Raw genomic sequence first — 21,667 nt, 5'->3', positions numbered from 1 at the left:
CGCCGGGCTGTCCATCAGCTTTCGCTGACGCTGGCCGACGCAGCCTCGGCCTTGTTGCGGCGATAGCCGGTCAGGCGCATCACCACCACGAAGAACACCGGCACGAACACGATCGCGAGCGTGGCGCTGAGCATCCCGCCGACCACCCCGGTGCCGATTGCCTGCTGGCTGGCCGAGCTGGCGCCGGTGGCGATCGCCAGCGGCACCACGCCGAGGATGAACGCCAGCGAGGTCATCACGATCGGCCGCAGACGCAGGCGCGCGGCCTGCACCGTGGCGTCCACCAGGTCGTGGCCCTGGTCCACCAGGCTCTTGGCGAACTCGATGATCAGGATGGCGTTCTTCGCCGACAGGCCGATCAGGGTAATCAGGCCGACCTTGAAGAACACATCGTTGGGCAGTCCGCGCAGGGTCACCGCCAGCACCGCACCGAGAATCCCCAGCGGCACCACCAGCAGCACCGAGGTTGGGATCGACCAGCTTTCATACAGCGCCGCCAGGCAGAGGAACACCACCAGCAACGACAGGCCCATCAACAATGGCGCCTGACTGCCAGACAACCGCTCCTGCAGCGACAGCCCGGTCCATTCCAGGCCGAAGCCCAGCGGCAACTCCGCCACCAGCCGTTCGACCTCGGCCATGGCCGCGCCGGAGCTGTAACCCGGCGCCGGCTCGCCGCTGACGGCGATGGCCGGATAGCCGTTGTAGCGGGTCAGTTGCACCGGCCCGGAGACCCATTGGGCGCGGGCGAAGGCGGCCAGCGGGACCATCTTGCCGCTGCTGTTGCGCACATGGATCTTCAGCAGGTCTTCGACCTGGCTGCGGCGGTCGCCTTCGGCCTGCACCACCACCCGCTGCATGCGGCCCTGGTTGGGGAAGTCGTTGACGTAGCTGGAACCCACCGCGGTGTTCAGCACGGTGCCGATATCGGCGAAGGACACGCCCAGTGCGTTGGCCTGTTTGCGGTCGATCTCCAGTTGCACCTGCGGGCTTTCGGCCAGGGCGCTTTCACGCACGTTGACCAGCACCGGGCTCTTTTCCGCGGCGGCGAGCAACTGGTCGCGGGCGGCCATCAAGCGGTTGTAGCCCAGGCCACCACGGTCCTGCAGACGGAACTCGAAGCCGGTGGAGGTGCCCAGGCCGTCCACCGGAGGCGGCAACACGGAAAAGGCGATGGCGTTCTTGAACTGGCTGAAGGCGATGGTCGCACGCTCGGCAATGGCCGCGGCGGCATCGTTGGCGCTGCGCTCGGACCAGTCCTTGAGCGTGGTGAATACCAGCGCGGCGTTCTGGCCGTTGCCCGAGAAGCTGAAACCGAGGATCACCGTGGTGTCGCCGACACCCGGTTCGGCGGCGTTGTGCGCCTCGATCTGCGCCGCCACCTGCTCGGTGCGCTCGCGGCTGGCGCCGGGCGGCAACTGCACGTCGGTGATGGTGTAGCCCTGGTCCTCGGTGGGCAGGAACGACGACGGCAACTGGCTGAAACTCATCACCAGCACGCCCAGCAGCACGGCATACAGCAGCAGGTAACGACCGCTGCGGGCGATGGCGCTGACCACCCAGCGCTGGTAGCCGTTGCTCATCGACTCGAAACGTCGGTTGAACCAGCCATACAGACCGCGGCGTTCGTGGTGTTCGCCCTTGGCCACCGGCTTGAGCAGGGTGGCGCACAGGGCCGGGGTCAGGCTCAGGGCGAGGAAGGCCGAGAACAGGATCGACACCGCCATGGACATGGAGAACTGCTGGTAGATCACCCCCACCGATCCGCTCATGAAGGCCATCGGCAGGAACACCGCCACCAGCACCAGGGTGATGCCGATGATCGCGCCGCTGATCTGACCCATGGCTTTCCTGGTCGCCTCACGCGGCGGCAGGCCTTCTTCCATCATGATCCGCTCGACGTTCTCCACCACCACGATGGCGTCGTCCACCAGAATGCCGATAGCCAGCACCATGCCGAACAGGGTCAGTACGTTGATCGAGAAACCCAACGCCAGCATGGTCGCGAAGGTGCCCATCAGCGCCACCGGCACCACCAGCGTCGGGATCAGCGTGTAGCGGATGTTCTGCAGGAACAGCAGCATCACCAGGAACACCAGCACCATGGCTTCGCCAAGGGTGTTGATCACCTGGGTGATCGAGACCTTGACGAAGGGCGAGGTGTCGTAGGGGATCGACCAGGTTGCGCCTGGCGGGAAGTAGCGCGACAGCTCTTCCATCTTCGCCCGCACCAGGTCGGCGGTCTGCATGGCGTTGGCGCCGGGCGCCAGTTGCACACTGAAAGCGGTGGCCGGCTTGCCGTTGAGGCGGGTGCCGTATTGATACTCCTGGCTGCCGATCTCGACCCGGGCGACATCGCCGATGGTCACGCTGGAGCCGTCCTGATTAGCGCGCAGGACGATGGCAGCGAACTCTTCCGGGCTCGACAACTGGCCCTTGACCAGCACGTTGGCGGTGATTTCCTGGCCCGAGCGCCCCGGCAGGTCGCCGATGCTGCCCGGCGCGACCTGGGCGTTCTGCCCGGCGATGGCGGTGTTGACGTCCTCGGGCGTCAGGTTGAAGCCGATCAGTTTCTGCGGGTCGATCCAGATCCGCATGGCCCGCTCGGAGCCATACAACTGCGCCTTGCCGACACCCGGAAGACGACGGATTTCGTTCATCACGCTGCGCGCGAGGAAGTCGCTCAGAGCGGTTTCGTCGAGGCGATCGTCGTCAGCGGTGAGGGTCACCAGCATCAGGAAACCGGTGGACACCTTTTCCACCTGCAGGCCCTGCTGGGTGACGGCTCGCGGCAGGCGCGACTCGACAATCTTCAGGCGGTTCTGCACATCGACCTGGGCCAGTTCCGGGTTGGTGCCGGGCTCGAAGGTGGCGGTGATGGTGGCGCTGCCGAGGCTGCTCTGCGACTGGAAGTACAGCAGGTGGTCGGCGCCATTGAGCTCCTGCTCGATCAGGCTGACCACGCTTTCATCCATGGTCTGCGCCGAGGCGCCGGGGTAGACGGCGTAGATTTCCACCTGTGGCGGTGCCACGTTGGGGTACTGGGCCACTGGCAACTTGGGCAGCGCCAAGGCGCCGGCCAGCAGGATAAACAACGCGACCACCCAGGCGAACACCGGGCGATCAATGAAAAACTGCGGCATGGATCAGGCCCTCACTGGCCGGTGGTCTGGACGATGGGTTGGTCGCCCGCGGCGCTTGCGGTGATCTGTACCGGGTCGCCGGCTTTGACGTGCTGCAAGCCCTCGGTCACCACGCGGTCGCCGGGGGACAGGCCGTCGCTGACGATCCAGCGGTTGTTCTGTGCGCTGCCCAAGGTCACCGCGCGTTCAGTGATGCGTTGTTCGGCGTCCACCAGCAACACCCGCGGCTGGCCGGCGCTGTCACGCAGGATGGCTTGCTGCGGCACGCTGATGCCTTGCGGCTGGACCGCCTGTTCCAGGCGCACGCGGATAAAGCTGCCGGGCAGCAGGTCGAGGTCCGGGTTGGGGAATTCGCTGCGCAGGGTGATCTGTCCGGTGCTCTGGTCGACGCTGATGTCCGAGAACAACAGCTTGCCGGCCAGCGGGTAGGGCGTGCCGTCGTCCTGGATCAGGGTGACTTTGGCCTGGTCCTGGCCGACCTGCTGCAATTCGCCGGCCCGCAGTGCGCGGCGCAGGGCGTTGATTTCGCGGGTGGACTGGGTGAGGTCGGCGTGGATCGGGTCGAGTTGCTGGATGATCGCCAGCGGCGTCGATTCGTTCTGCCCGACCAACGCGCCCTCGGTGACCAGCGCACGCCCGATCCGCCCGGAAATCGGCGCGGTGACCGTGGCATAGCCCAGGTTCAGGCGTGCCCGTTCCACGGCGGCCTTGGCGGCGGCAATATCGGCGTCGGCCTGCATCATCGCGGCGCGGGCGTTGTCGCGGTCCTGGCGGCTGACCGCGTTGATTTCGATCAGCTCGGCGTAGCGCTGGTCTTGCAGGCGTGCTTGATAGCGGGTCGCCTCGGCCTTGGCCAGGGTGGCGCGGGCGCTGTCGAAATCGGCCTGGAACGGCGCCGGGTCGATGCGGAACAGCACATCGCCCAGTTTCACGTCGCTGCCTTCGCGGTATTCGCGTTTGAGCACTACGCCAGCCACGCGCGCGCGCACTTCGGCAATGCGCGGCGCCTGGATGCGCCCGGACAGCTCGCTGCTGATGGCCAGCGGCTGGACCCGCACGGTTTCCACCGAGACATTCGGCGCGGGGGCTTTTTGTTCCTCGGGGGTCTTGCTGTCGCAGGCGCTCAGCAACAGGGCGAGGGCGGTGACGGGGAGCAGACGTCGCAGACGGGCGGGGCTTGAAGGAAACATACGGATCTTCCATAAATGACCGGCGAATGGTAAGGCAGGCGCGCGATCAGCGGCTGTGAAGCTCTGTAGAGCGTCTGTTAAAAAGTGTGAACAAATAACTCGTTACCTTTTCCGGTTCTATATTCTGCGTTCCTTTCTCTGTCTTCCAAGTCAACTCATGCCCAACATTCTCCTGGTCGAAGACGACTGCGCCTTGTCCGAACTGATTGCCAGCTACCTGCAGCGCAACGGCTTTACCGTGAGCGTCATCGCCCGTGGTGATCTGGTGCTGGAGCAGGTGCGCCGCGACAAGCCGGATCTGGTGATCCTCGACCTGATGCTCCCCGGCCTCGACGGCCTGCAGGTCTGCCGCCGCCTGCGCGGCGAGTCGCAGAGCCTGCCGATCCTCATGCTCACCGCCCGCGACGACAGCCACGACCAGGTGCTGGGCCTGGAAATGGGCGCCGACGATTATGTCGCCAAGCCCTGCGAGCCGCGGGTGTTGCTGGCGCGGGTGCGGACCTTGTTGCGCCGCAGCAGCATCACCGAGCCGCACCTGGAAAGCGACCGGGTATTGATCGGCGCGCTGTGCATCGACCTCGCCGAGCGCACCGTGTCCTGGCGCGGGCAGCCGGTGGAGCTGTCCAGCGGCGAGTTCAACCTGCTGGTGGTCATGGCGCGCAATGCCGGCACCGTGCTCAGCCGCGACCATATTCTCCAGCACCTGCGCGGCATCGAGTTCAACGGCACCGACCGTTCGGTGGACGTGGCGATTTCCAAATTGCGCCGCAAGTTCGACGACAACGCCGGTGAAGCGCGCAAGATCAAGACCGTCTGGGGCAAGGGCTACCTGTTCAGCCGCGTGGAATGGGAGGTCTGAGACCGGGCCATGCTGAAGATCCTCGTTCGCCTCTATTTGCTGACCATCATCACCTACGCCGGGGCGATCTTTCTGGTGCCCGAAGTGATCCTCAAGGTCTTCAACGAACGTTATATGGCCTACAACCTGGAGCAGGCGCGGGGCGTGCAGGGGTTGATCGTGCGCCAGTTCCGCCAGGCACCGGAAAGCGAATGGCCAGCGCTGGCGAAGGCGCTGGCGGCTGATTTCGCGCCGTTGGCCATCGAACTGATGCCGAGCACCTCGGCCGATATCACCGAGCAGGAGCGGGAACGCCTGGGCGCGGGGCAGAACGTGGTGCGCCTGGGTGACTGGGGCTATTACGAGACCGCCATCGCGCCGCTCAACGGCCAGTGGCTGGTGGCCTTGCGCAATCCGCCGGACCCGTTCGACATCAACCTGTTGTCCTGGGGCATCACCGTGTTGATCGGTGCCGCGCTGCTCGGTTGCCTGCTGCTCTGGCTGTGGCCGCACTGGCGCGACCTGCAACGGCTCAAGGCCACCGCGCAGTTGCTGGGGCAGGGGCAGTTGTCGGAACGCACGATGATTTCCTCGCGTTCCAATATCGGCGAACTGGCCCAGGTGTTCGACACCATGGCCCACGACCTGGAACAACTGCTGACCCAGCAACGCGAGCTGCTCAACGCGGTGTCCCATGAGCTGCGTACGCCGCTGACCCGCCTCGATTTCGGCCTGGTGCTGCTTTATGACGAACTGCCGGCCACCAGCCGCAAGCGCTTGATGCAATTGGTCGGGCACGTTCGCGAGCTGGATGAGCTGGTGCTCGAACTGCTGTCCTACAGCCGCTTGCAGACCCCTGGGCAAAACGTCGAGCGGGTCGAGGTGTCGTTGCTGGAGTTTGTCGACAGCATTCTCGGCAGCTTTGCCGAGGAACTCGACAGCCGCGACATCTGTTGGGAAGTCCGTGCGGCCAGCGACCTGCCGCGGTTCGCCCTGGACCCGCGGCTGACCGCTCGCGCCGTGCAAAACCTGATCCGCAATGCCATGCGCTACTGCGACAAGCGCCTGATGCTAAGCCTCGACCAGGACGCCGCGGGCAACTGCCTGCTCAGCGTCGAAGACGACGGCATCGGCATCCCCGAGCACGAGCGTGAGCAGATCTTCCAGCCGTTCTATCGTCTGGACCGCAGCCGCGACCTGGCCACCGGCGGGTTCGGCCTGGGCCTGGCCATCAGCCGTCGGGTTATCGAAAGCCAGGGCGGGCAACTGACTGTCGACCAGTCGGCATTGGGCGGCGCCCGGTTCATGATTCAACTGCCTCGGCGCTAAGCACTCGGCGCTTTTCCCACGGCGCCGGGTGTACTCACAAAGAATCCTTCCTCCCGCAAAAACGTGTGCAGGCCACGCGCCTTTTGCCCATTTCCCCGAGCGGTTTCATCGGCTGTGAGTAAGCTCGGTGGGAAATTTCCCGGTGTCACTGGGATACGTCTGATGTAAGCCTTTTTCCCAGTCACGAATAATCCGTCCTGTCCATCGACGCCAGCAATCCTTCCCCGGCGGCGTCCTTGATGGGCTTCGGAATTTTCGTCACTCAAATAGGGAAAAGATCATGAAATACAGTGCGTTCGCGCTTCCGTTGGCGTTGATGCTGACGGCGGGTACGGCTTCTGCGGTCGAGCCGATCACCAAGCAAGTCCAGATCGTTGGCACCATTCCGACCGAGTTCTTCACTGTGATCGATAGCGGCAACTGGTGGGGCAAGAACCATGCGTTGAACTGGGTGGAGGGTGAAGGCTTCGCCTTGTTCAAGCAGCGGCTCATCCTCAGAAGCACAGTGGGTGCGATCACCGCGCACCTGACGCTGCCGGCGCAACTCACCAATGATAAAGACGACGTGATCAGCATGCGTCTCAGTGTGCACGGCAAGACCCTGAGCACCTTGCCGCAAGAGGTGACCACTGCGGAAGAGATGCTGACCGGCAAGCCCCTGATGGTGGATTTCTTGATGTCGTCCGACTCAACGACGGTACCTGCACCCGGCGACTACTCGGGGGTCTTCGGGATGATGTTCGAGACTGCTGCGCCTTTGTAACCGGCAGTCAATCGTCGAAATCAATCCGTACTCCCACAAGGAACTGAATCATGAAACAAAGTCTTTTTGCGCTTCCTCTGGCGCTGATGCTGGCCTCGGGCGGGGCATCAGCCGTCCAGCCTATTGAGGGCAATTTCACCGTCTCGGGGACGGTGCCCACTGAAAGCTTCAGTGTGATCGATCCCGCCAGTTGGATGAGTAAGCCCCAGACACTGCCTTGGAACAGCATCGGTACATCGTTCAGCGGGTTCTATGAAAAAATCCTGCTGAAAAGCACGGTAGGCGCCATCACCGCGTACCTGACTGAACCGGCGCAAATCAGCAGTGGCGACAACGTGCTTCCGATGCAGGTGACGGTCAACAACGTTTCCCTTACTGAATCGCCTAGAGTGGTCCTCAGGGCGGATCTGGCTCCTCCTGGGCTACTGGTGAATTTCAGTACCTACGTGAGCAACCCTAGCTCCGCCAAATACACCCCAGGCGATTACGCCGGCACATTGAGCATGATGTTCGAAACCGCCCCGCCGCTGTAGCCCTTCAACGGGCCCTCGTTGCCTATTACCGGGTCGTTCCCAGTCCTTGCCTGAACAGGTCAGGGGCGACCGCTGGCCTCTTTCCATTCGCTGACGAGCCGCGATCTGTCTTGGCGATACCCACCGACCGGCCTCGGCGCCGGGTCGACGGCCAATGACCTGTCGCAACCCTGGTAGTCGCCGGTCTTTCGGCGCAGCGGGTTGATGAGTTCACGCAACACGGTTCTTCGCGGCATGGGCCAGTTGTTCGAGACCGCTCTCCATATGTAGCCCTGCACGGGCTGCTTGCCCACCCCCGGGTCGCGCCGACGCATGTCGGGGTGCGGGGGTGGGGCGAGCGCGGGCCTTTTCCTCTCGCTGACGAGCAGTGACATGTCTTTGGCCATATCCATTCGACTGACCTTGGGCTGCTGTGCCGCAACGGTCTGGCTGGCGTCCGCCAGCGCAAACGGGTCGACGGAGCAGAGCAGTCGATCAGGGGTTCTCCGGCAGGCGGCAGGCTTGCCCAGAGGATTTGATGAACATTTTTTCGAAGTGCCGCTGGCGGTGCGGGTCGACCTGGATGGTCGCCTGCTCGGCGAAGCACTGGTGGTGCTGAGCCGCGACGACCGCGTCCAGTTACTGAGCTTCACCGATAGCCGCGACAGCCAGGAGCCTGAAATCCTGCGCCAGGCCTGGGCCGTCGCCTTGGGTAACGGGCTGGCGCTGGGCAACTGCGAGCGTAGCTGCCCGCGTGACCTGCTGGCGCTTCACTACGACCTGCTGGAGTCGCGGCTGTCGATCCTCACCCGCGGTGCGGAAAGCACCGGGCAGGAGGCTTATCACCGCCTGCCGGAGCAGGGCAGTCGCGGGTTGATCCTGCGTAACCAGCTCAATCTCAGCCGCGACGGCGAACAGACCGCCGGGCGCTACGCGCTGCAGGGGCAGGCCAGTGTTGGCAACTGGACCACGTTGGCCGAAGCCCGTTTCGACCGCAGCGCGGGTCGTTATGGGGAAACCCGGCAGAACATCGACCAGCTCTACGCCGAGCAAGTCCAGGAGGACCGCTTCTTCCGACTCGGCTATTTCACCCCGGACGTCCAGGGCCTGAGCCGCCAGCCGCTGTCGCTCGGCAACACGCCGCAGACAACCCTGGGTGTGATGTTCGGCAGCAGCGACAGCCTGGCGGTCAACAATGGCAGTGCCAGTGTTACGCCGATCTATGTCACGCCCAACCGCCAGGGCCAGGTGGAAATTTACCGCAACGGCCAGTTGATCCAGACGCAGCCGGTCGCGCCGGGCTTGCAGGTGCTGGACACCCGTGGCCTGCCGGGCGGCATCTATGAGGTGGAGGTGCGCCTGATCGAAGACGGTCAGGTCACCTCGCAGAGCAACGAGTTCGTCTACAAGCCCAACAACTGGAGCAACACCGATTCGCCCTGGCGCTACAACGTCTATGCCGGGCAACGCCAGGAGTTGCTGAGCAATGACGACGAACCCGCCGCCAGCGGGCTGAGCGCCGGGGTGATCGCCAACTACCTGCTGCACCCGCGGGTGGTCAGCGGCTTTTCCGCGCAGCGGGTCGATGAGTACATGCAATACGGCACGTCCCTCGATTGGCATGTGCTGGATCGCCTGCAACTGCTGGGCAGTGTGTTTCGTACCGACGGCCTGGGCGATGGCTACGACCTGCGGGGCATCTTCCAGTACACCAATGGCAGCGTGATTCTCAGCCGCAGCAGCACGGTCTTCGAGCCGCGCCAGGTCGGCCGTGATGAGCTGATGGCGCCGGGGCGCAGCGGTCAGTTTTCACTGTCGTTGAATCACCGCCTCAGCCGTGAATACAGCGCCAGCCTGCGGGTGAGCCGCGACGATGGCGGCAACGGTGGCACGGCGATGGACCTGGGCCTGTCCTATTTCGGCAGGCTCTGGGACAGCAATGCCAACTGGCGGGTTTCGCTGTTCGACCGGCCGGGCACCGAGAGCAGCGGCGATCGCCGCAGTCGCGGGATCAATTTCAGCATCAGCACCAGCCTCGGTGGCCCGAACCGGCGCCTGTCCGCCAGCCTGGGCACGCGGACCTCGCGTGACGGCGGGCAGGACCGCAATGCCGCGCTGACCTACCAGCACCTGCCCGAGCAGGGCAGTGTGCGCAGCCTTGCCGGCACGGTCAGTTTCGACCGCTACGGCACCGGCCTGGCAGCGGATACCCAATTCGAAAACAGCGTGTTGAACGGCGATGCCTTCATCCAGCAATCGTCATTCAACCAGGACTTCAGCGCCGGCCTGAACCTGGACAGCACCCTGGCCGTGGGCGGTGATCACCTGGGCTTCAGCGGCCAGTACCTGCCGTATGCCGCAGGGCTGATCGTCGATCTGGAAACGGATCTGCCAGACATCCAGTTGCTCGCCAGCGACTCCCAAGGCAGCAGCAGCGTGTTGCGTCCGGGGCGCAACGTGGTGCCGGTCAATGCCTATCGGTCCGGTCATGTGATGCTGGACTTCCAGTCCGGGCATGACGCCAGCGCCGTCATCCAGCCGCCCACCCTGGGCTATCACCTCAACCGCGGCGGCGTGGAGTACCACACCCTGCGGGTCATGCGCACGGTCACCGTGATCGGTCGCCTGCTGGATGAGCACAGCAAGCCACTGCGCGGCGCGATGTTGATCAACCACGCCAGCCGCGGGGTGAGTGAAGCGGACGGATTCTTCGTGGTGGAGATCAGCGAGTCGGTGCCCACCCTGGAGGTCCAGCACAAGGGGCGGCAGTTGTGTGTGCTGCGCCTCAATCCGCAAGGACCGCGTGAAGACGATGTGCTGCTGGCGGGCGATCAGCGGTGCGAAGCGAGGACGCTGGTTCACGGTGAGCCTGGCCGGCCAGGAGGTGGTGTATGACGCAACGTTGCGACTGGAAAACGATTTCAGGCTTGCTCCTGATGCTGCTGGCGATGCCGGCCAGCGCCACGGAGCTGATGGTCAGTGCCGAGTACCGCGGTGGTCTCGACTTTGTCCACACGTCCCCGGCGCCCGATTTCTGCGGGCGCTGGCCAGGGCAGTGCAATGCCGGGCCGGCGCTGGATCTGCCGATCAGCTACGAGCTGGCGATGCCGGACAAGGAGGCCGACGCTGCGGGTTACTCGATCAGGGTGCCGGGCCGGCGTCAGGTCACGGTCACCAACGAGCGCAGCGGCGAATCCTACGCGTTGACCTTCGAGATTCTGGCGCTGGGCCTGCAGGTCGATGCGCCGACGGGCGCGGCGGCGACCCGGGCTGTGCAGGGCGGCTGCTCGGTCGCGGGTGCGCAGAACGCCGGGGCTCGCAGCCATTACCTGTGGCGCATCAACACCCCGGCGCAACCGGCAAGCTGCTTTTCGGCCAGGCCGGATGACGGCGGTGACGCCGCAGCCCGGCTGCGCATCGGTGAGCTGGGTCTGGCCTACCGACTGACCACGCCATCCCCGTTGAAGATGAAACCGGGCAAGTACCGCGGACGCCTGACGCTGAGCGTCGGGCCGGGCGCGGATTTCGACCTCGGCAGCGGCGTGACCGCACTCAGCACCGACAGCCTCGGGGTCAGTTTCGAGCTCGACGTGGTGCATGCCTTCCGCCTGGAGTTCGCCCAAGGCAGCGAGCAGGTGCTGCTGGAACCACCCGGTGGCTGGAGCCAGTGGTCCAACCGGCTGCCGAGCCGGTTGTACCGCGACGTGGCCCTGCGCATCTGGTCGTCCGGTCCATTCAGTGTCCACCTGCGTTGCCAATACCCCGAAGGGCAACGCTGTGGCATGCGCAATCGGGGCAATGAACATCAGGTTCCGCTTCACGTCGCCCTGACCCTGCCGGGCGGCTTCCTGCACTCCGGGCAGGCCGTCAGCCGGCTGCCGATTCCGGTGGGCGAGTCCATGGCGCTGAAACTGGAAAGCCTGCAACCGATGCTCAACCAGGGAGGACTTCTGCATTTCGACGTGGGCAAGGCGCACCTCGGCGAAATGGCCCGCTACCCCGGAATGGAGTACGTGGGCGATGTGACGGTGATCTTCGATGCGGGCATGTAGCGCCCGGCATCAGGCGTATTTTTGACAAGGTGATAAACGATGAAAAAACTCCTTTGCGGTGTGTTGTTGCTGGTAACCGGTGCTTCGCTGCAAGCCGCCCCCCAGATCAATGTGGGCAACCTGTACGACTACCTGGAAAGCGAGCGCAGCACCATGCTCAAACGGATACGCAACAGCGGCGACACCACGGCGTTCGTCAAGGTCAGCGTGTTCGAGCTGGTCTATGACGCCCAGGGCAAGATCACCGAGGTGCCGCAAGACGACCTGCCCCTGGAGCAGCGCCCGCTGATCGCCAGCCCCGCCAGGCTGATCGTGCCGGCCTCGGGGATGCAGACGATGCGTGTGCTGTATCGCGGCGAGCGGGACAAGGAGCGCTATTTCCGCCTGCGCTTCATTCCGGTGGTGCCGGCGCGCGGTGACGGTTTTGCCATCAGCGAAGAGGACGCTGAAAAATATGACGCACTCAAGGCCAAGGTGGAAATCCTCACCGGGTTCGGCTCGCTGTTGTTCGTCCATCCCAACGGCGTGCAGTACCAGACCGATGTCTCCCAGCAAAGCCAGCGCTTCACCGTGCACAACCGGGGCAGCAGCACGGTGGTGCTGGACCACTTCAACGACTGTGACGCCAGCGGCAAGCAGTGCTCGGTGGCGACCAAGCACCATATCCGTCCCGGTAGCGACCGCGATTTCAGCCGCGACCCGGGCCGGGTGTACCGCTTTGAACTGATCGAAGGGCAAGAGCGGCGCCGCGTGGAGATCAAGGGCTGAAATAGACGCTGGGAAATTTCCCTCGCTGTTTAGGGAATCGTCCGATGCACATGTACCTGCCTTGCGCCCGATACTCTGCTCCCTAAGTGCTGGCCTTTTGATGCTATTGAATCGCTTTCCCCAAGGTAGGCATCGCATCCGAAGTTGACCCGGCACGCTCTCCAAAACAGGAAGGATTCATGTACAAAGCCATGATCGTGGACGACCATCCGTTCATCCGCGCCAGTGTCAGGATGCTGCTGCGTCAGGAGCAATTCGAAATCGTCGCCGAGGCCGACAACGGCATCGACGCCATGCGTCTGATCCGCGAGCACGAACCGGACATCGCCATCCTCGATATCGCCATCCCGCGGATCGACGGGCTGGAGATCATCACCCGGGTCAAGGCGGCGCAACTGAACATGAAGATGCTGGTGCTGACGTCCCAGGCGGTCGGCTATTTCTCGCTGCGCTGCATGCGCCTGGGGGCTTCGGGCTTTGTCTCGAAGAACGACGACTTGAGCGAGCTGCGCAAAGCGGCACTGGCGATCATGTCCGGCTACACCTACTTCCCGGAAATCTCCCTCAGTTCGGTCAACCGTTTCGACTGCCACGCCACCGAGACGCAGCGCATCGAAAAACTCACCGACCGCGAGCTGTTGATCCTCCAGCAACTGGCCCGTGGCCTTAGCAACAAGGCCATTGGCGAATCGATGCTGCTGAGCAACAAGACCATCAGCACCTACAAGACCCGCCTGCTGGAAAAGCTGCGGGTCAGCTCCCAGGTCGACCTGGCCGACCTGGCCAGACGCCACACGCTGATCTGACGTCCACTTGCTGCCTCTCTCTCCTGTGCGGCGCACCTTGCTGCTGTCGCTGGCGGTACTGTGCGTGTGCCTGCTCAGCGGCCTCGCCTGGGCGGAAACGCCGAACCTGCTGGCCCGCTCAAGCCTCGACGACAACCTGCGCCTGGACCTGGGCGACAACGACCGCCACTGGCTGTGGGCGCGGCGGACGTTGTGGCTCGGGGTCAGCCGGCCCGACCGCGTGCCGTTCGACATCACCGCCACCGGGCGCGACTACGAAGGCCTCACCGCCGATTACGCCGGGCTGCTGGGCGAACTGCTCGACGTGCAGATCCGCGTGCGGCGCTATGGCTCCCGCGCCGAGGCGATCAGCGCGTTGCAGCGCGGCGATATCGACCTGTTGGGCACCGTGTCTGCCGATGAGGCGGCGCGCAGTCGCCTGCTGTTGTCGCGGGCCTACGTGGAAAACCAGCCGGTGCTGGCCACCCGCAGCGACGACGGCGGCGCGCCGGATGTCGACCGGCCTGGCGTGCGCCTGGCACTGCGCGAGGGCTACCTGTCCGAGGAGCGTGCCCGCGAGCTGTTTCCCAACGCCCGCCTGGTGTTCTACCCGTCGCTGCTCAATGCCCTCGGCGCCGTGGCGTTCGGCCAGGCCGACCTGTTTCTCGGCGATGCGCTGGGTGCGCAATACCTGTTGCACAAGAATTACCTGGCCCACTTGCAGTTGTTCCCCACCGAATTGCTTGAGGGTGGGCACTATGGCTTTGCCGTCAACAACGACAACCTGCGCCTGAAAAGTCTGGTCAACCAGGCGCTGGAACGGATTTCCGAACAGGCGCGGCTGGCCATTCTGCGGCGCTGGAGCGGCGGTGCGACCAGCTTCGCCGCGCGCGGACAACTCGACTTCACCGACGCCGAGCGCGAGTGGTTGCGCCAGCACCCGCGGCTGACGGTGGCCATCGACGAGCAGTTCCTGCCGGTCAGCTACCTCGATGACCAGAGCGTGTTTCGCGGCATCAGCGCCGATTTGCTGGAGCGCATAGCCCAGCGCACCGGGCTGGCCTTCGACATCGTCGCTGGCGGCGGCTTCGATGACATGGCGCAGCGCCTGGAGGTACAGCAGGTCGATCTGGTGGCGGCGATGCCGTTCAGTCGCGGCCGCCAGGAACAGGTGGGTTTCAGCCGTTCCTACCTGAGCAACAGCCTGGTGCTGGTCACCCGTGACAACGACCGTTACCTCGACAGCCTCGACGACCTGGCTGGCAAGCGCCTGGCCCTGGTTCAGGGCAGCGTGCTCGAAGACTACATGCGCGAACGTCACCCGCAGGTCCAGGTGCTCTGGAGCAGCGGCCCGCAGCAGGCGCTGGAACGTGTCGCCAACGGCGAGGCGCAGGCGGCGGTGACCAGCCTGATCGGCGCGCGCTACAGCATCGCCCGGCAGTTCCGTGGCCAACTGAGCATCCGCGCCGCGCTGCCGGTGCCGGCGGTGCATTTCGCCTTCGGGACCCGGCGCGGCGCGCGGGAGTTGCTGTCGATCATGAACAAGGCGCTGCTGAGCATCGCGCCGCAGGAGATGGACGAACTGACCAATCGCTGGCGCAACGAAGTGATCGTTGTCGACAGCTATTGGCAGAAGTACCGCGGGATGATCCTGCAGGGCTTCCTGATGGCCCTGATCCTGTTGCTGCTGGCGATGTACTGGATTCGCAGCCTGCGCCGCCAGGTGCACAAGCGCTTGCAGGCCGAACAGGCGCTCAACGACCAGCTTGAATTCATGCATGTGATGATCGACGGCACGCCGCATCCGATTTACGTGCGCGACCACGAAGGCTGCCTGCTGACCTGCAATGCCAGCTACCTGCGGGCCCTCAACGTCGAGCGCGACGCGGTGATCGGCCAGCCGGTGCCGGAATGGCTGATCGGCGCGGACCAGGCGCGGCGTTACCGCGAGTCCTATCGCCGGGTCATCGCCCAGGGCGCGTCGGTGGTGGAAGACCGCGAACTGCTGCTGGCCGGCGAACGGCTGATCATCTACCACTGGATGCTGCCGTACCGCGCGAGCGACGGCCGGGTGGCCGGGGTGATTGGCGGCTGGGTCGATATCTCTGAACGCCAGCAACTCTACGACGCCCTGCAACTGGCCAAGGACGAAGCCGAGGCGGCCAATCAGGCCAAGACCACGTTCCTGGCTACCATGAGCCATGAGATCCGCACGCCGACCAACGCCTTGCTGGGTATGCTCGAACTGGCGCTGCGCAAAGCCGAGGAGGGCGTGCTCGACCGCCTCGCCATCGAGGTGGCATCCGGCGCGGCGCGGGGCTTGCTGGACCTGGTGGGCGACATCCTCGATATCACCCGCATCGAATCCGGGCACCTGGAACTGGTGCCGCAGCAGGTCGACCTGTGCCGCGAGGTGGAAAGCACGGTGCGCATGTTCGAGGCCCAGGCCCGGCAGAAACGCCTGCACCTGGCGCTGGACATGGACAGCCACTGTTCGGTGCAGGTGCTGGTCGACCCGGTGCGCTTCAAGCAGGTGCTGTCCAACCTCATCAGCAACGCGATCAAGTTCACCCACGAAGGCGAGGTCTGCGTGTCCCTGGCGCTGGACGTGGACTGTGAACGGGTCGGGCTGTGCCTGTCGGTGGAAGACACCGGCGTCGGTATTCCGCCAGACGAAATGGCCCTGCTGGGCAGCCCGTTCCGCCAGGCCAGCAACAACCAGCAGAGCGCCCGTTGCAGCTCGGGGCTGGGCTTGAGCATCAGCCACACGCTCTGCGCCATGATGGGCGGCGACATGTTGCTGGACAGCACCCTCGGCGTGGGCACCCGGGCGCGGATCAATCTCGATCTGCCGCGCCTGACGCCGTCCGAGGCGGTATTGGCCAGCCTGCCGCAACTGCCCGCCCGCAGCGATGCGCCGCTGGACATCCTAGTGGTGGACGATTACCCGGCCAACCGTCTGCTGTTGCAGCAGCAACTGAGTTTTCTCGGCCACCGCGTGGTGACCGCGACCAACGGCCACGAAGGGCTGCGCACCTGGTTGCGGCAGCGTTTCGATGTGCTGATCACCGATTGCAATATGCCGGGCCTCAACGGCTACGCCCTGGCCCGGGCGGTACGCGAGGACGAGCGGCGCAAGGGCAAGGTTTCGATCCTGCTGCTCGGCTGCACCGCCAATGCCCAGCCCCAGGAGCGCAAGCGGTGTATCGAGGCCGGCATGGACGATTGCCTGTTCAAGCCGCTGAACCTGAAGGACCTCGCAGGCAAGCTGGCGTCGGGCGAGCCGGGCCTGGTGTCCGACGTCAGCGACGGCGAGTTGAAACCGGGCAACGGCCTGGACCTGTCCAGCCTGCACAAGATCACCGGCGGCGACCCCTCGGCGATCAAGGCCCTGCTGCAGGACCTGCTGACCAGCAACCGCGAAGACCTGGAGAAACTCGCTTACCTGCACGACGAGGGCGACCTCGGTGGCCTCGCGGATCTGGTGCACCGGATCAAGGGCGGCGGGCGGATCATCAAGGCGCGCTGGCTGCTGCACGCCTGCGAAAACCTGGAAAAAGCCTGTCAGGACAGCGCCCCGGCGGAACGGATCGATCCGCTGGTGGACGACCTGCGCCAGGCGGTGAGCGCACTGACCCGGCGCCTGGAAGTGTTTTGCCAGTCGTGAAGCGTCGGAGATTTCCGCCGAATGCTGGGAACCCTCCTGATTCTTCCTGGCGGCACCGATAGGAATATGGGGCCTGGCCTATACGAGGGAAGCGGTTGTGCCTGCGAAGTCTTTGCGTGTCCTGATCCTTGAAAACCATTCTTTTCAGCGCGCCATCGCCGTGAAGATCCTTTGTCAGCTCGGTTGCCGTGACGTCTTGGAAGCGTCCGCCGGCAGTGAAGCGATCACCTTGCTGGAGCGCATCGGCCGGGTCGATGTGGTGGTCTGCGATGTGCGCATGGAGGGCATGGACGGCCTGGAATTCCTCCACCGTGCGGCGCAGGCGTCGCTGATCGGCGGGGTGATCGTCAGCAGCGGGCTGCATTCCGAGGTGCGCCGGGCCATTACGCTGCTGGTTGCCCGCCTGGGCGTGGTGTTTCTCGGCGATGTCGGCAAGCCGTTGCACCTGGAGAGCATGCGCGACGCACTGGCGCGGGTGCGCACCTTGCCCGCGCGCTCACTGGCCGCACCGGCCCAGGGGGTGGTGGTGACCGAAGCGGATATCCGCCGAGGGCTGTCGTACAAGGAGTTCGGCGCGCATTTCCTGCCGCGCTGTGATCTCGGTAACGGCGAAATCAAGGGCGTGGACGTGCGGGCGACCTGGAAGCACCCGGTCCATGGCCTGCTGGCCGACAACCTGTTCATGCCCCTGGTGGAACGCGCCGGCCTGCTGGACGACATGCTGGTGGTGTTGCTGGAACAGGGCCTGGCCTTGCAGCGCGAACTCATGGCGCAGGGGCGGGTGCTGCGCCTGTGCTTTGCCCTGCGCTTGTCGCAGCTGTGTGGCCGCAGCCTGACCCGGCGGATCAAGTCGCTGATGCAGTTCCATCGCTCGGTGGGCCAGGGCATCGCCTTCGAATTGGCGTTCTGCAGCCCGCTGGAGACTTCGGCGATGCACCTGGAAAGCCTGACGCGCCTGCGTATGCTCGGTTGTGGCTTGTGCCTGGGGGAATTCGGCAGCAATGGCGGGGCTTTCCAGCGCTTGTGCCAGTTGCCGTTCAATGAAATCAGGCTGGCCAGCCAGTTCATGCACGAACTGGAACACCAGCCGCGCCACCGCGCGGTGATCAGGAACAGCCTGGCCCTGGCCGGGTCGCTCGGCCTGGGCGTCACCGTCACCGGGGTAGAAAGCGCCGGCCAGCACCTGATCCTCATGGACATGGGCTGCGCGGTCGGCCAGGGCAGCTACTTCGCACCGGTGCTGGACCGTGAAGAACTGCTCCGGCGCCTCGGTCGTGGCACGCGCGGGTGCTGAAGGACATTTTTATGACGGAAGGAGGTGCGGTGCGTCTGTACCGAATGCTAGCAATGTGCTACAAACTTTCGCCTTAAATTCAGGCTTTTAACCGCGCAAGGAAGGTGACCCCGTGACTGCAAATACCCTGATCGAAACCGTAAGTGCCGATTCCCTGACCACCCTGCTGCAAGACGCCGGTTGCCGGGTCAACCGCACCGAGCAAAACGCTGTGATTCAACTGCTCAGCGCCAGCCAGGGCGTCGGTTACGCCGTGCGTTTCGGTAACAGTGCCCCGGAAGAAGGACAATTCCTGGACTTCACCTACAGCTGCGCACTGCGCATCCAGGGTGAGCTGCCTGAAGGCCTGACCAACCTGTGGAACGCTTCGCGCCGTTTCTCCCGTCTGGCTCAACAGGGCGAGTTCCTGGTGCTGGAAAAAGACGTGATCGTTGCTGACGGCGTCAGCCTCAAGCACCTGCAGGGCTCCCTGGTGCTGTGGGACCGCCTGCTGCAAGAATTCGTCGTCTACCTGCGTGACTACAGCCGCAACGTCGCTGCTGCCCAGGCTCCTGTGGAAAGCGCTTCGTGAGTCGCGGTCGCCTGTGGGCCGGCGCTGGTGCGCTGGCTGTGCTGACCGTTGCGGTCACCCTGGCCCTGCGTCCTGGCGACGACCTGGAGGCGGCCAGCCGCACTGTTCCGGAAACCGAAAGCGGTACCGCGCTGGCTCGCCTGGGTGACCAGCAGGTCAACGCTGAAGAGCTGAAGGCGCTGTTCGCCCAATTGCCGGAGCAGGCTCGCCTGCAACTGCGCAATGATCGTCCTGCCCTGGAAACCTGGATCCGTGCACGCCTGGCGGAAAAGGCCCTGTACCAGCAGGCCGAAGCCAAGGGCTGGTCGAAGCGTCCTGACGTCGAAGCCCAGACCCGCGCCGCGATCGAGCAGATCGTACTGCGCAGCTACCTGAACAGCGTGACCAAGGTAGCGGATGACTATCCGCCCGAGCAGGACCTGAAGCAGGCCTACGAGAACGGCAAGGCTTCGTTGCAGGTGCCGGCGCTGTACCGGGTCAGCCAGATCTATCTGGCCGTACCGGACGAGCAGGCCCTGGAATCGGTGCGCAAGCAGGCTGAAAGCATCGCCAAGCGTGCCCAGGCTTCCGGCGCCGACTTTGCCAAGCTGGCCGAGACCTACTCGCAGGACACCGGCAGTGCGAAGCAGGGCGGCGATATCGGCCTGCAACCGCTGACGCAGTTGCTGCCGGAAGTCCGCACCGCAGTGTCGAAGTTGAAAGTCGGCGCGGTCAGCGAACCGTTGCAAAGCCCGCTGGGCCTGCACATCGTCAAGCTGGTCGAACTGCAGCCGGCGCGTGTCGCCACCTACGACGAAGTTCGCGGACAACTGCGTGACGCCCTGCGTGCGCAGCGTCAGGAACAGTTGGCCAAGACCTACGTCGAAGGCATGTTCAACAGCGCCACTCTGAGCATTGACGGGGCTGTACTGAACAAGGTTATCGAAGCCGAGAAGTGAGATATCGCTGACAAGCCAGCTCCCACAGGCCCATGTGGGCGCTGGCTTGCCAGCGATTAGCATGGGTATCTAAACATCTCCCAGGCAATTGCAAACCGCCAGCCGACTGCGATCCTGTGGGAGCGGATTCACCGGACGCCGGACCGCCGCGAAGGGCCGGCGTCCGGTGAATCCGCTCCCACAGTTTGTGGTGATCTGAAGCTTTTTGCTTACCTGCGAGATGTGTAGATATCCATGCAGCGATGAGCCCCTGGCGTCAAACAGCAACCGCAGCACCCTCCGAAATACCCTCAGCCTTCGCCTGCAACTGCCGCCGATACCGTGGCAACGCCATCACCAGAAACCCCGCCGCCAACACCAGCAACGACACCGACGCCGCCAGCGCATAGCGCAGCGATTCGCCGCCGAGCGAAGCGACGAAGAAGTCACTCAGCACACCAATCACCAACGGCCCCAGGCCAACCCCCAACAGGGTCATGGACATGACGAAGATCGCCGTGGCCTGAGCCAGGCGCGTGGCCGGGAACAAATGGGTGATCGCGCCCAGGCACGGTGTCGCCCACCACACGCCGAAGAAACCGAACGCGCTGTAGAACAGGAACGCCTCGGGCACCGGGATGCTGCCGATATGAAACGCGATGCCCTGCGGCCAGAGGAAATAGGCGAGGGCGAAAGGAATGCTCAGCAGGGTGCCGAGCAGCGGCACACCGATCTGCCAGCCGACATCACGCCGTGCCAGGCGGTCGGTGAGCAGGCCGCAGGCGAGGGTGCCGATGGTCGAGCCGGTACCGCCGACCACGCCCACCAGAAAGCCGGCTTCCTGCATGTTCAAGCCATGGGAGCGAATCAGGAAGCTCGGGCTCCAGGTGCCAATGGCGTAACCGGCGATCGCCGCCGTGCCACCGGTCAGCACCAGCCAGAAGAATGACGGCATGCGGAACAGTTCCATCAGGGTCTTGGCCCAGCCATCCTGCGTGGCGGCCGTGGCCTGGCGGATCTGCGCGGGCTTGGGTGCCCGCACGGTCAGCAGCAGGATCAGGCCGAGCAGGATGCCCGGTGCGCCAATCAGCAAAAACGCATAGCGCCAGCCGTGGTGCTGGGCAATCCAGCCGCCGAGGCCGAGGCCGACAATCGCGCCCAGGCTCGACCCCAGCATCAGCACCGACAGCGCGGTGGAGCGGCGGTTGGCCGGGTACAAATCGGAGACCATCGCCACCGACGGCGCGGTGCCGCCGGCTTCGCCCACCGCCACGCCAATCCGTGCCAGCACCAAGGTGAGGAAGTTGCCGGCCACGCCGCAGAGCATGGTCATCAGGCTCCAGGCCATGCAACTGAAGGCGATCACCGGCTTGCGTCCGATGCGGTCTGACAGGCGCCCCAGCGGGAAGCCGAAGACGGTGTAGAACACCGCGAAAGTGACCCCCGAAAGCAGGCCGATGCCGGTGTCGGAAATGCCGAATTCGAGCTTCACCGGCTCGATCAGGATCGCCATCAACTGGCGGTCGATGTAGTTGAAGACGTAGATGCTGGCGAGCACCAGAAGCGCGTAGTGCGTGCGCCAGGTGACGGGATTGGGTGGGTTCACTGCACTGCTCCGGTTCTTGTTATATCGAGCTCGATCGTCGGCGCATCCCGCACCTGTTTCATCGTCCGTTCAGACCATTTTTCCTGCGCGTTTCAAGGCGCTGCCAACCCTACCTGAAGCCGCAAAACTAGTCTTGTCGGACGATGTTTCAGCCTCGCCACGGATCAATCATGCAGCCCATATCCGGGGTTGCGGCAATGCTCCAAGCGGCCGGTCAGCCCCGGGCACAACA

The 21,667-nt window shown here is 64.5% G+C and carries 16 protein-coding genes; 12 read left to right on the top strand and 4 right to left on the bottom strand.

All coding sequences use genetic code 11. The features are described 5' to 3' along the window. Window positions 1–14: 14 nt before the first annotated feature. Together HWV67_RS06915 and HWV67_RS06910 are read right to left on the bottom strand one after the other, a co-directional pair. Entirely contained in the window at window positions 15–3,143 is a 3,129-nt protein-coding gene (locus tag HWV67_RS06915) for an efflux RND transporter permease subunit (protein ID WP_175650517.1), read from the bottom strand. An 11-nt stretch (window positions 3,144–3,154) separates the two neighbouring features. Continuing rightward, window positions 3,155–4,333, bottom strand: coding sequence for an efflux RND transporter periplasmic adaptor subunit (locus tag HWV67_RS06910; RefSeq protein ID WP_175650516.1), 1,179 nt, complete (start codon window positions 4,331–4,333; stop codon window positions 3,155–3,157). A 157-nt stretch (window positions 4,334–4,490) separates the two neighbouring features. Here HWV67_RS06910 and HWV67_RS06905 point away from each other — a divergent pair, with 157 nt between their 5' ends. The 4 genes from HWV67_RS06905 to HWV67_RS06890 all read left to right on the top strand — a co-directional run bounded on the left by HWV67_RS06905 (window position 4,491) and on the right by HWV67_RS06890 (window position 7,796). Next, a complete protein-coding gene (locus HWV67_RS06905) occupies window positions 4,491–5,192 on the top strand; it encodes a response regulator transcription factor (RefSeq protein ID WP_175650515.1) in 702 nt (233 codons plus the stop codon). Window positions 5,193–5,201: 9 nt separating this feature from the next. Next, window positions 5,202–6,500 carry an ATP-binding protein gene (locus tag HWV67_RS06900; RefSeq protein WP_175650514.1) on the top strand — a complete coding sequence of 433 codons (1,299 nt, stop codon included), beginning with the start codon at window positions 5,202–5,204 and terminating at the stop codon, window positions 6,498–6,500. A gap of 280 nt (window positions 6,501–6,780) precedes the next feature. Beyond that, window positions 6,781–7,263, top strand: a complete 483-nt coding sequence (locus HWV67_RS06895) for a CS1 type fimbrial major subunit (protein WP_175650513.1) — start codon at window positions 6,781–6,783, stop codon at window positions 7,261–7,263. 50 nt (window positions 7,264–7,313) lie between these two features. Then, window positions 7,314–7,796 carry a CS1 type fimbrial major subunit gene (locus tag HWV67_RS06890; protein WP_175650512.1) on the top strand — a complete coding sequence of 161 codons (483 nt, stop codon included), beginning with the start codon at window positions 7,314–7,316 and terminating at the stop codon, window positions 7,794–7,796. A gap of 59 nt (window positions 7,797–7,855) precedes the next feature. On the opposite strand, the gene HWV67_RS06885 is transcribed toward HWV67_RS06890, so the two are convergent. Further along, the gene (locus HWV67_RS06885; protein ID WP_175650511.1) at window positions 7,856–8,188 is read right to left on the bottom strand and encodes a hypothetical protein; all 333 of its coding nucleotides are present in this window, start codon (window positions 8,186–8,188) and stop codon (window positions 7,856–7,858) included. Here HWV67_RS06885 and HWV67_RS06880 point away from each other — a divergent pair. The 8 genes from HWV67_RS06880 to HWV67_RS06845 all read left to right on the top strand — a co-directional run bounded on the left by HWV67_RS06880 (window position 8,169) and on the right by HWV67_RS06845 (window position 19,850). Next, window positions 8,169–10,670, top strand: coding sequence for a TcfC E-set like domain-containing protein (locus HWV67_RS06880; protein WP_175650510.1), 2,502 nt, complete (start codon window positions 8,169–8,171; stop codon window positions 10,668–10,670). The two genes, HWV67_RS06885 and HWV67_RS06880, sit on opposite strands and share 20 nt — an antisense overlap. Beyond that, entirely contained in the window at window positions 10,667–11,827 is a 1,161-nt protein-coding gene (locus HWV67_RS06875) for a hypothetical protein (protein WP_175650509.1), read from the top strand. Before HWV67_RS06880 ends, HWV67_RS06875 begins: the two co-directional genes overlap by 4 nt. Before the next feature lie 39 nt (window positions 11,828–11,866). Beyond that, window positions 11,867–12,595 carry a fimbrial biogenesis chaperone gene (locus HWV67_RS06870; RefSeq protein ID WP_175650508.1) on the top strand — a complete coding sequence of 243 codons (729 nt, stop codon included), beginning with the start codon at window positions 11,867–11,869 and terminating at the stop codon, window positions 12,593–12,595. 179 nt (window positions 12,596–12,774) lie between these two features. Further along, complete coding sequence (locus HWV67_RS06865) at window positions 12,775–13,401, top strand: response regulator transcription factor (RefSeq protein WP_175650507.1); 627 nt, start codon at window positions 12,775–12,777, stop codon at window positions 13,399–13,401. 7 nt (window positions 13,402–13,408) lie between these two features. Then, window positions 13,409–17,047: a transporter substrate-binding domain-containing protein gene (locus HWV67_RS06860; protein ID WP_175650506.1), complete on the top strand. Its 3,639-nt coding sequence runs from the start codon at window positions 13,409–13,411 to the stop codon at window positions 17,045–17,047. A 97-nt stretch (window positions 17,048–17,144) separates the two neighbouring features. Then, a complete protein-coding gene (locus tag HWV67_RS06855) occupies window positions 17,145–18,341 on the top strand; it encodes an EAL domain-containing response regulator (protein ID WP_175650505.1) in 1,197 nt (398 codons plus the stop codon). Between the two features lie 112 nt (window positions 18,342–18,453). Further along, entirely contained in the window at window positions 18,454–18,912 is a 459-nt protein-coding gene (locus HWV67_RS06850) for a YbjN domain-containing protein (RefSeq protein ID WP_095154995.1), read from the top strand. Continuing rightward, complete coding sequence (locus HWV67_RS06845; protein ID WP_175650504.1) at window positions 18,909–19,850, top strand: peptidylprolyl isomerase; 942 nt, start codon at window positions 18,909–18,911, stop codon at window positions 19,848–19,850. Before HWV67_RS06850 ends, HWV67_RS06845 begins: the two co-directional genes overlap by 4 nt. A 256-nt stretch (window positions 19,851–20,106) precedes the next feature. Here the strand turns inward: HWV67_RS06845 and HWV67_RS06840 are convergent, their stop codons facing one another. Next, complete coding sequence (locus HWV67_RS06840; protein ID WP_175650503.1) at window positions 20,107–21,435, bottom strand: spinster family MFS transporter; 1,329 nt, start codon at window positions 21,433–21,435, stop codon at window positions 20,107–20,109. Between the last annotated feature and the right edge of the window lie 232 nt (window positions 21,436–21,667).

The organism is Pseudomonas sp. Marseille-P9899 (assembly GCF_903166565.1).
Lineage (GTDB): Bacteria > Pseudomonadota > Gammaproteobacteria > Pseudomonadales > Pseudomonadaceae > Aquipseudomonas > Aquipseudomonas huaxiensis.
Note: the sequence above shows the minus strand (reverse complement) of the source record. Positions and strands in the feature narration are given on the sequence as shown.

What these genes read in the sequence shown, in the direction of transcription:
- HWV67_RS06915 (WP_175650517.1), bottom strand. Translation starts at nt 3,143, where the DNA reads ATGCCGCAGTTTTTCATTGATCGCCCGGTGTTCGCCTGGGTGGTCGCG.
- HWV67_RS06865 (WP_175650507.1), top strand. Translation starts at nt 12,775, where the DNA reads ATGTACAAAGCCATGATCGTGGACGACCATCCGTTCATCCGCGCCAGT.
- HWV67_RS06875 (WP_175650509.1), top strand. Translation starts at nt 10,667, where the DNA reads ATGACGCAACGTTGCGACTGGAAAACGATTTCAGGCTTGCTCCTGATG.
- HWV67_RS06905 (WP_175650515.1), top strand. Translation starts at nt 4,491, where the DNA reads ATGCCCAACATTCTCCTGGTCGAAGACGACTGCGCCTTGTCCGAACTG.
- HWV67_RS06880 (WP_175650510.1), top strand. Translation starts at nt 8,169, where the DNA reads ATGTCTTTGGCCATATCCATTCGACTGACCTTGGGCTGCTGTGCCGCA.
- HWV67_RS06885 (WP_175650511.1), bottom strand. Translation starts at nt 8,188, where the DNA reads ATGGATATGGCCAAAGACATGTCACTGCTCGTCAGCGAGAGGAAAAGG.
- HWV67_RS06890 (WP_175650512.1), top strand. Translation starts at nt 7,314, where the DNA reads ATGAAACAAAGTCTTTTTGCGCTTCCTCTGGCGCTGATGCTGGCCTCG.
- HWV67_RS06900 (WP_175650514.1), top strand. Translation starts at nt 5,202, where the DNA reads ATGCTGAAGATCCTCGTTCGCCTCTATTTGCTGACCATCATCACCTAC.
- HWV67_RS06870 (WP_175650508.1), top strand. Translation starts at nt 11,867, where the DNA reads ATGAAAAAACTCCTTTGCGGTGTGTTGTTGCTGGTAACCGGTGCTTCG.
- HWV67_RS06910 (WP_175650516.1), bottom strand. Translation starts at nt 4,333, where the DNA reads ATGTTTCCTTCAAGCCCCGCCCGTCTGCGACGTCTGCTCCCCGTCACC.
- HWV67_RS06895 (WP_175650513.1), top strand. Translation starts at nt 6,781, where the DNA reads ATGAAATACAGTGCGTTCGCGCTTCCGTTGGCGTTGATGCTGACGGCG.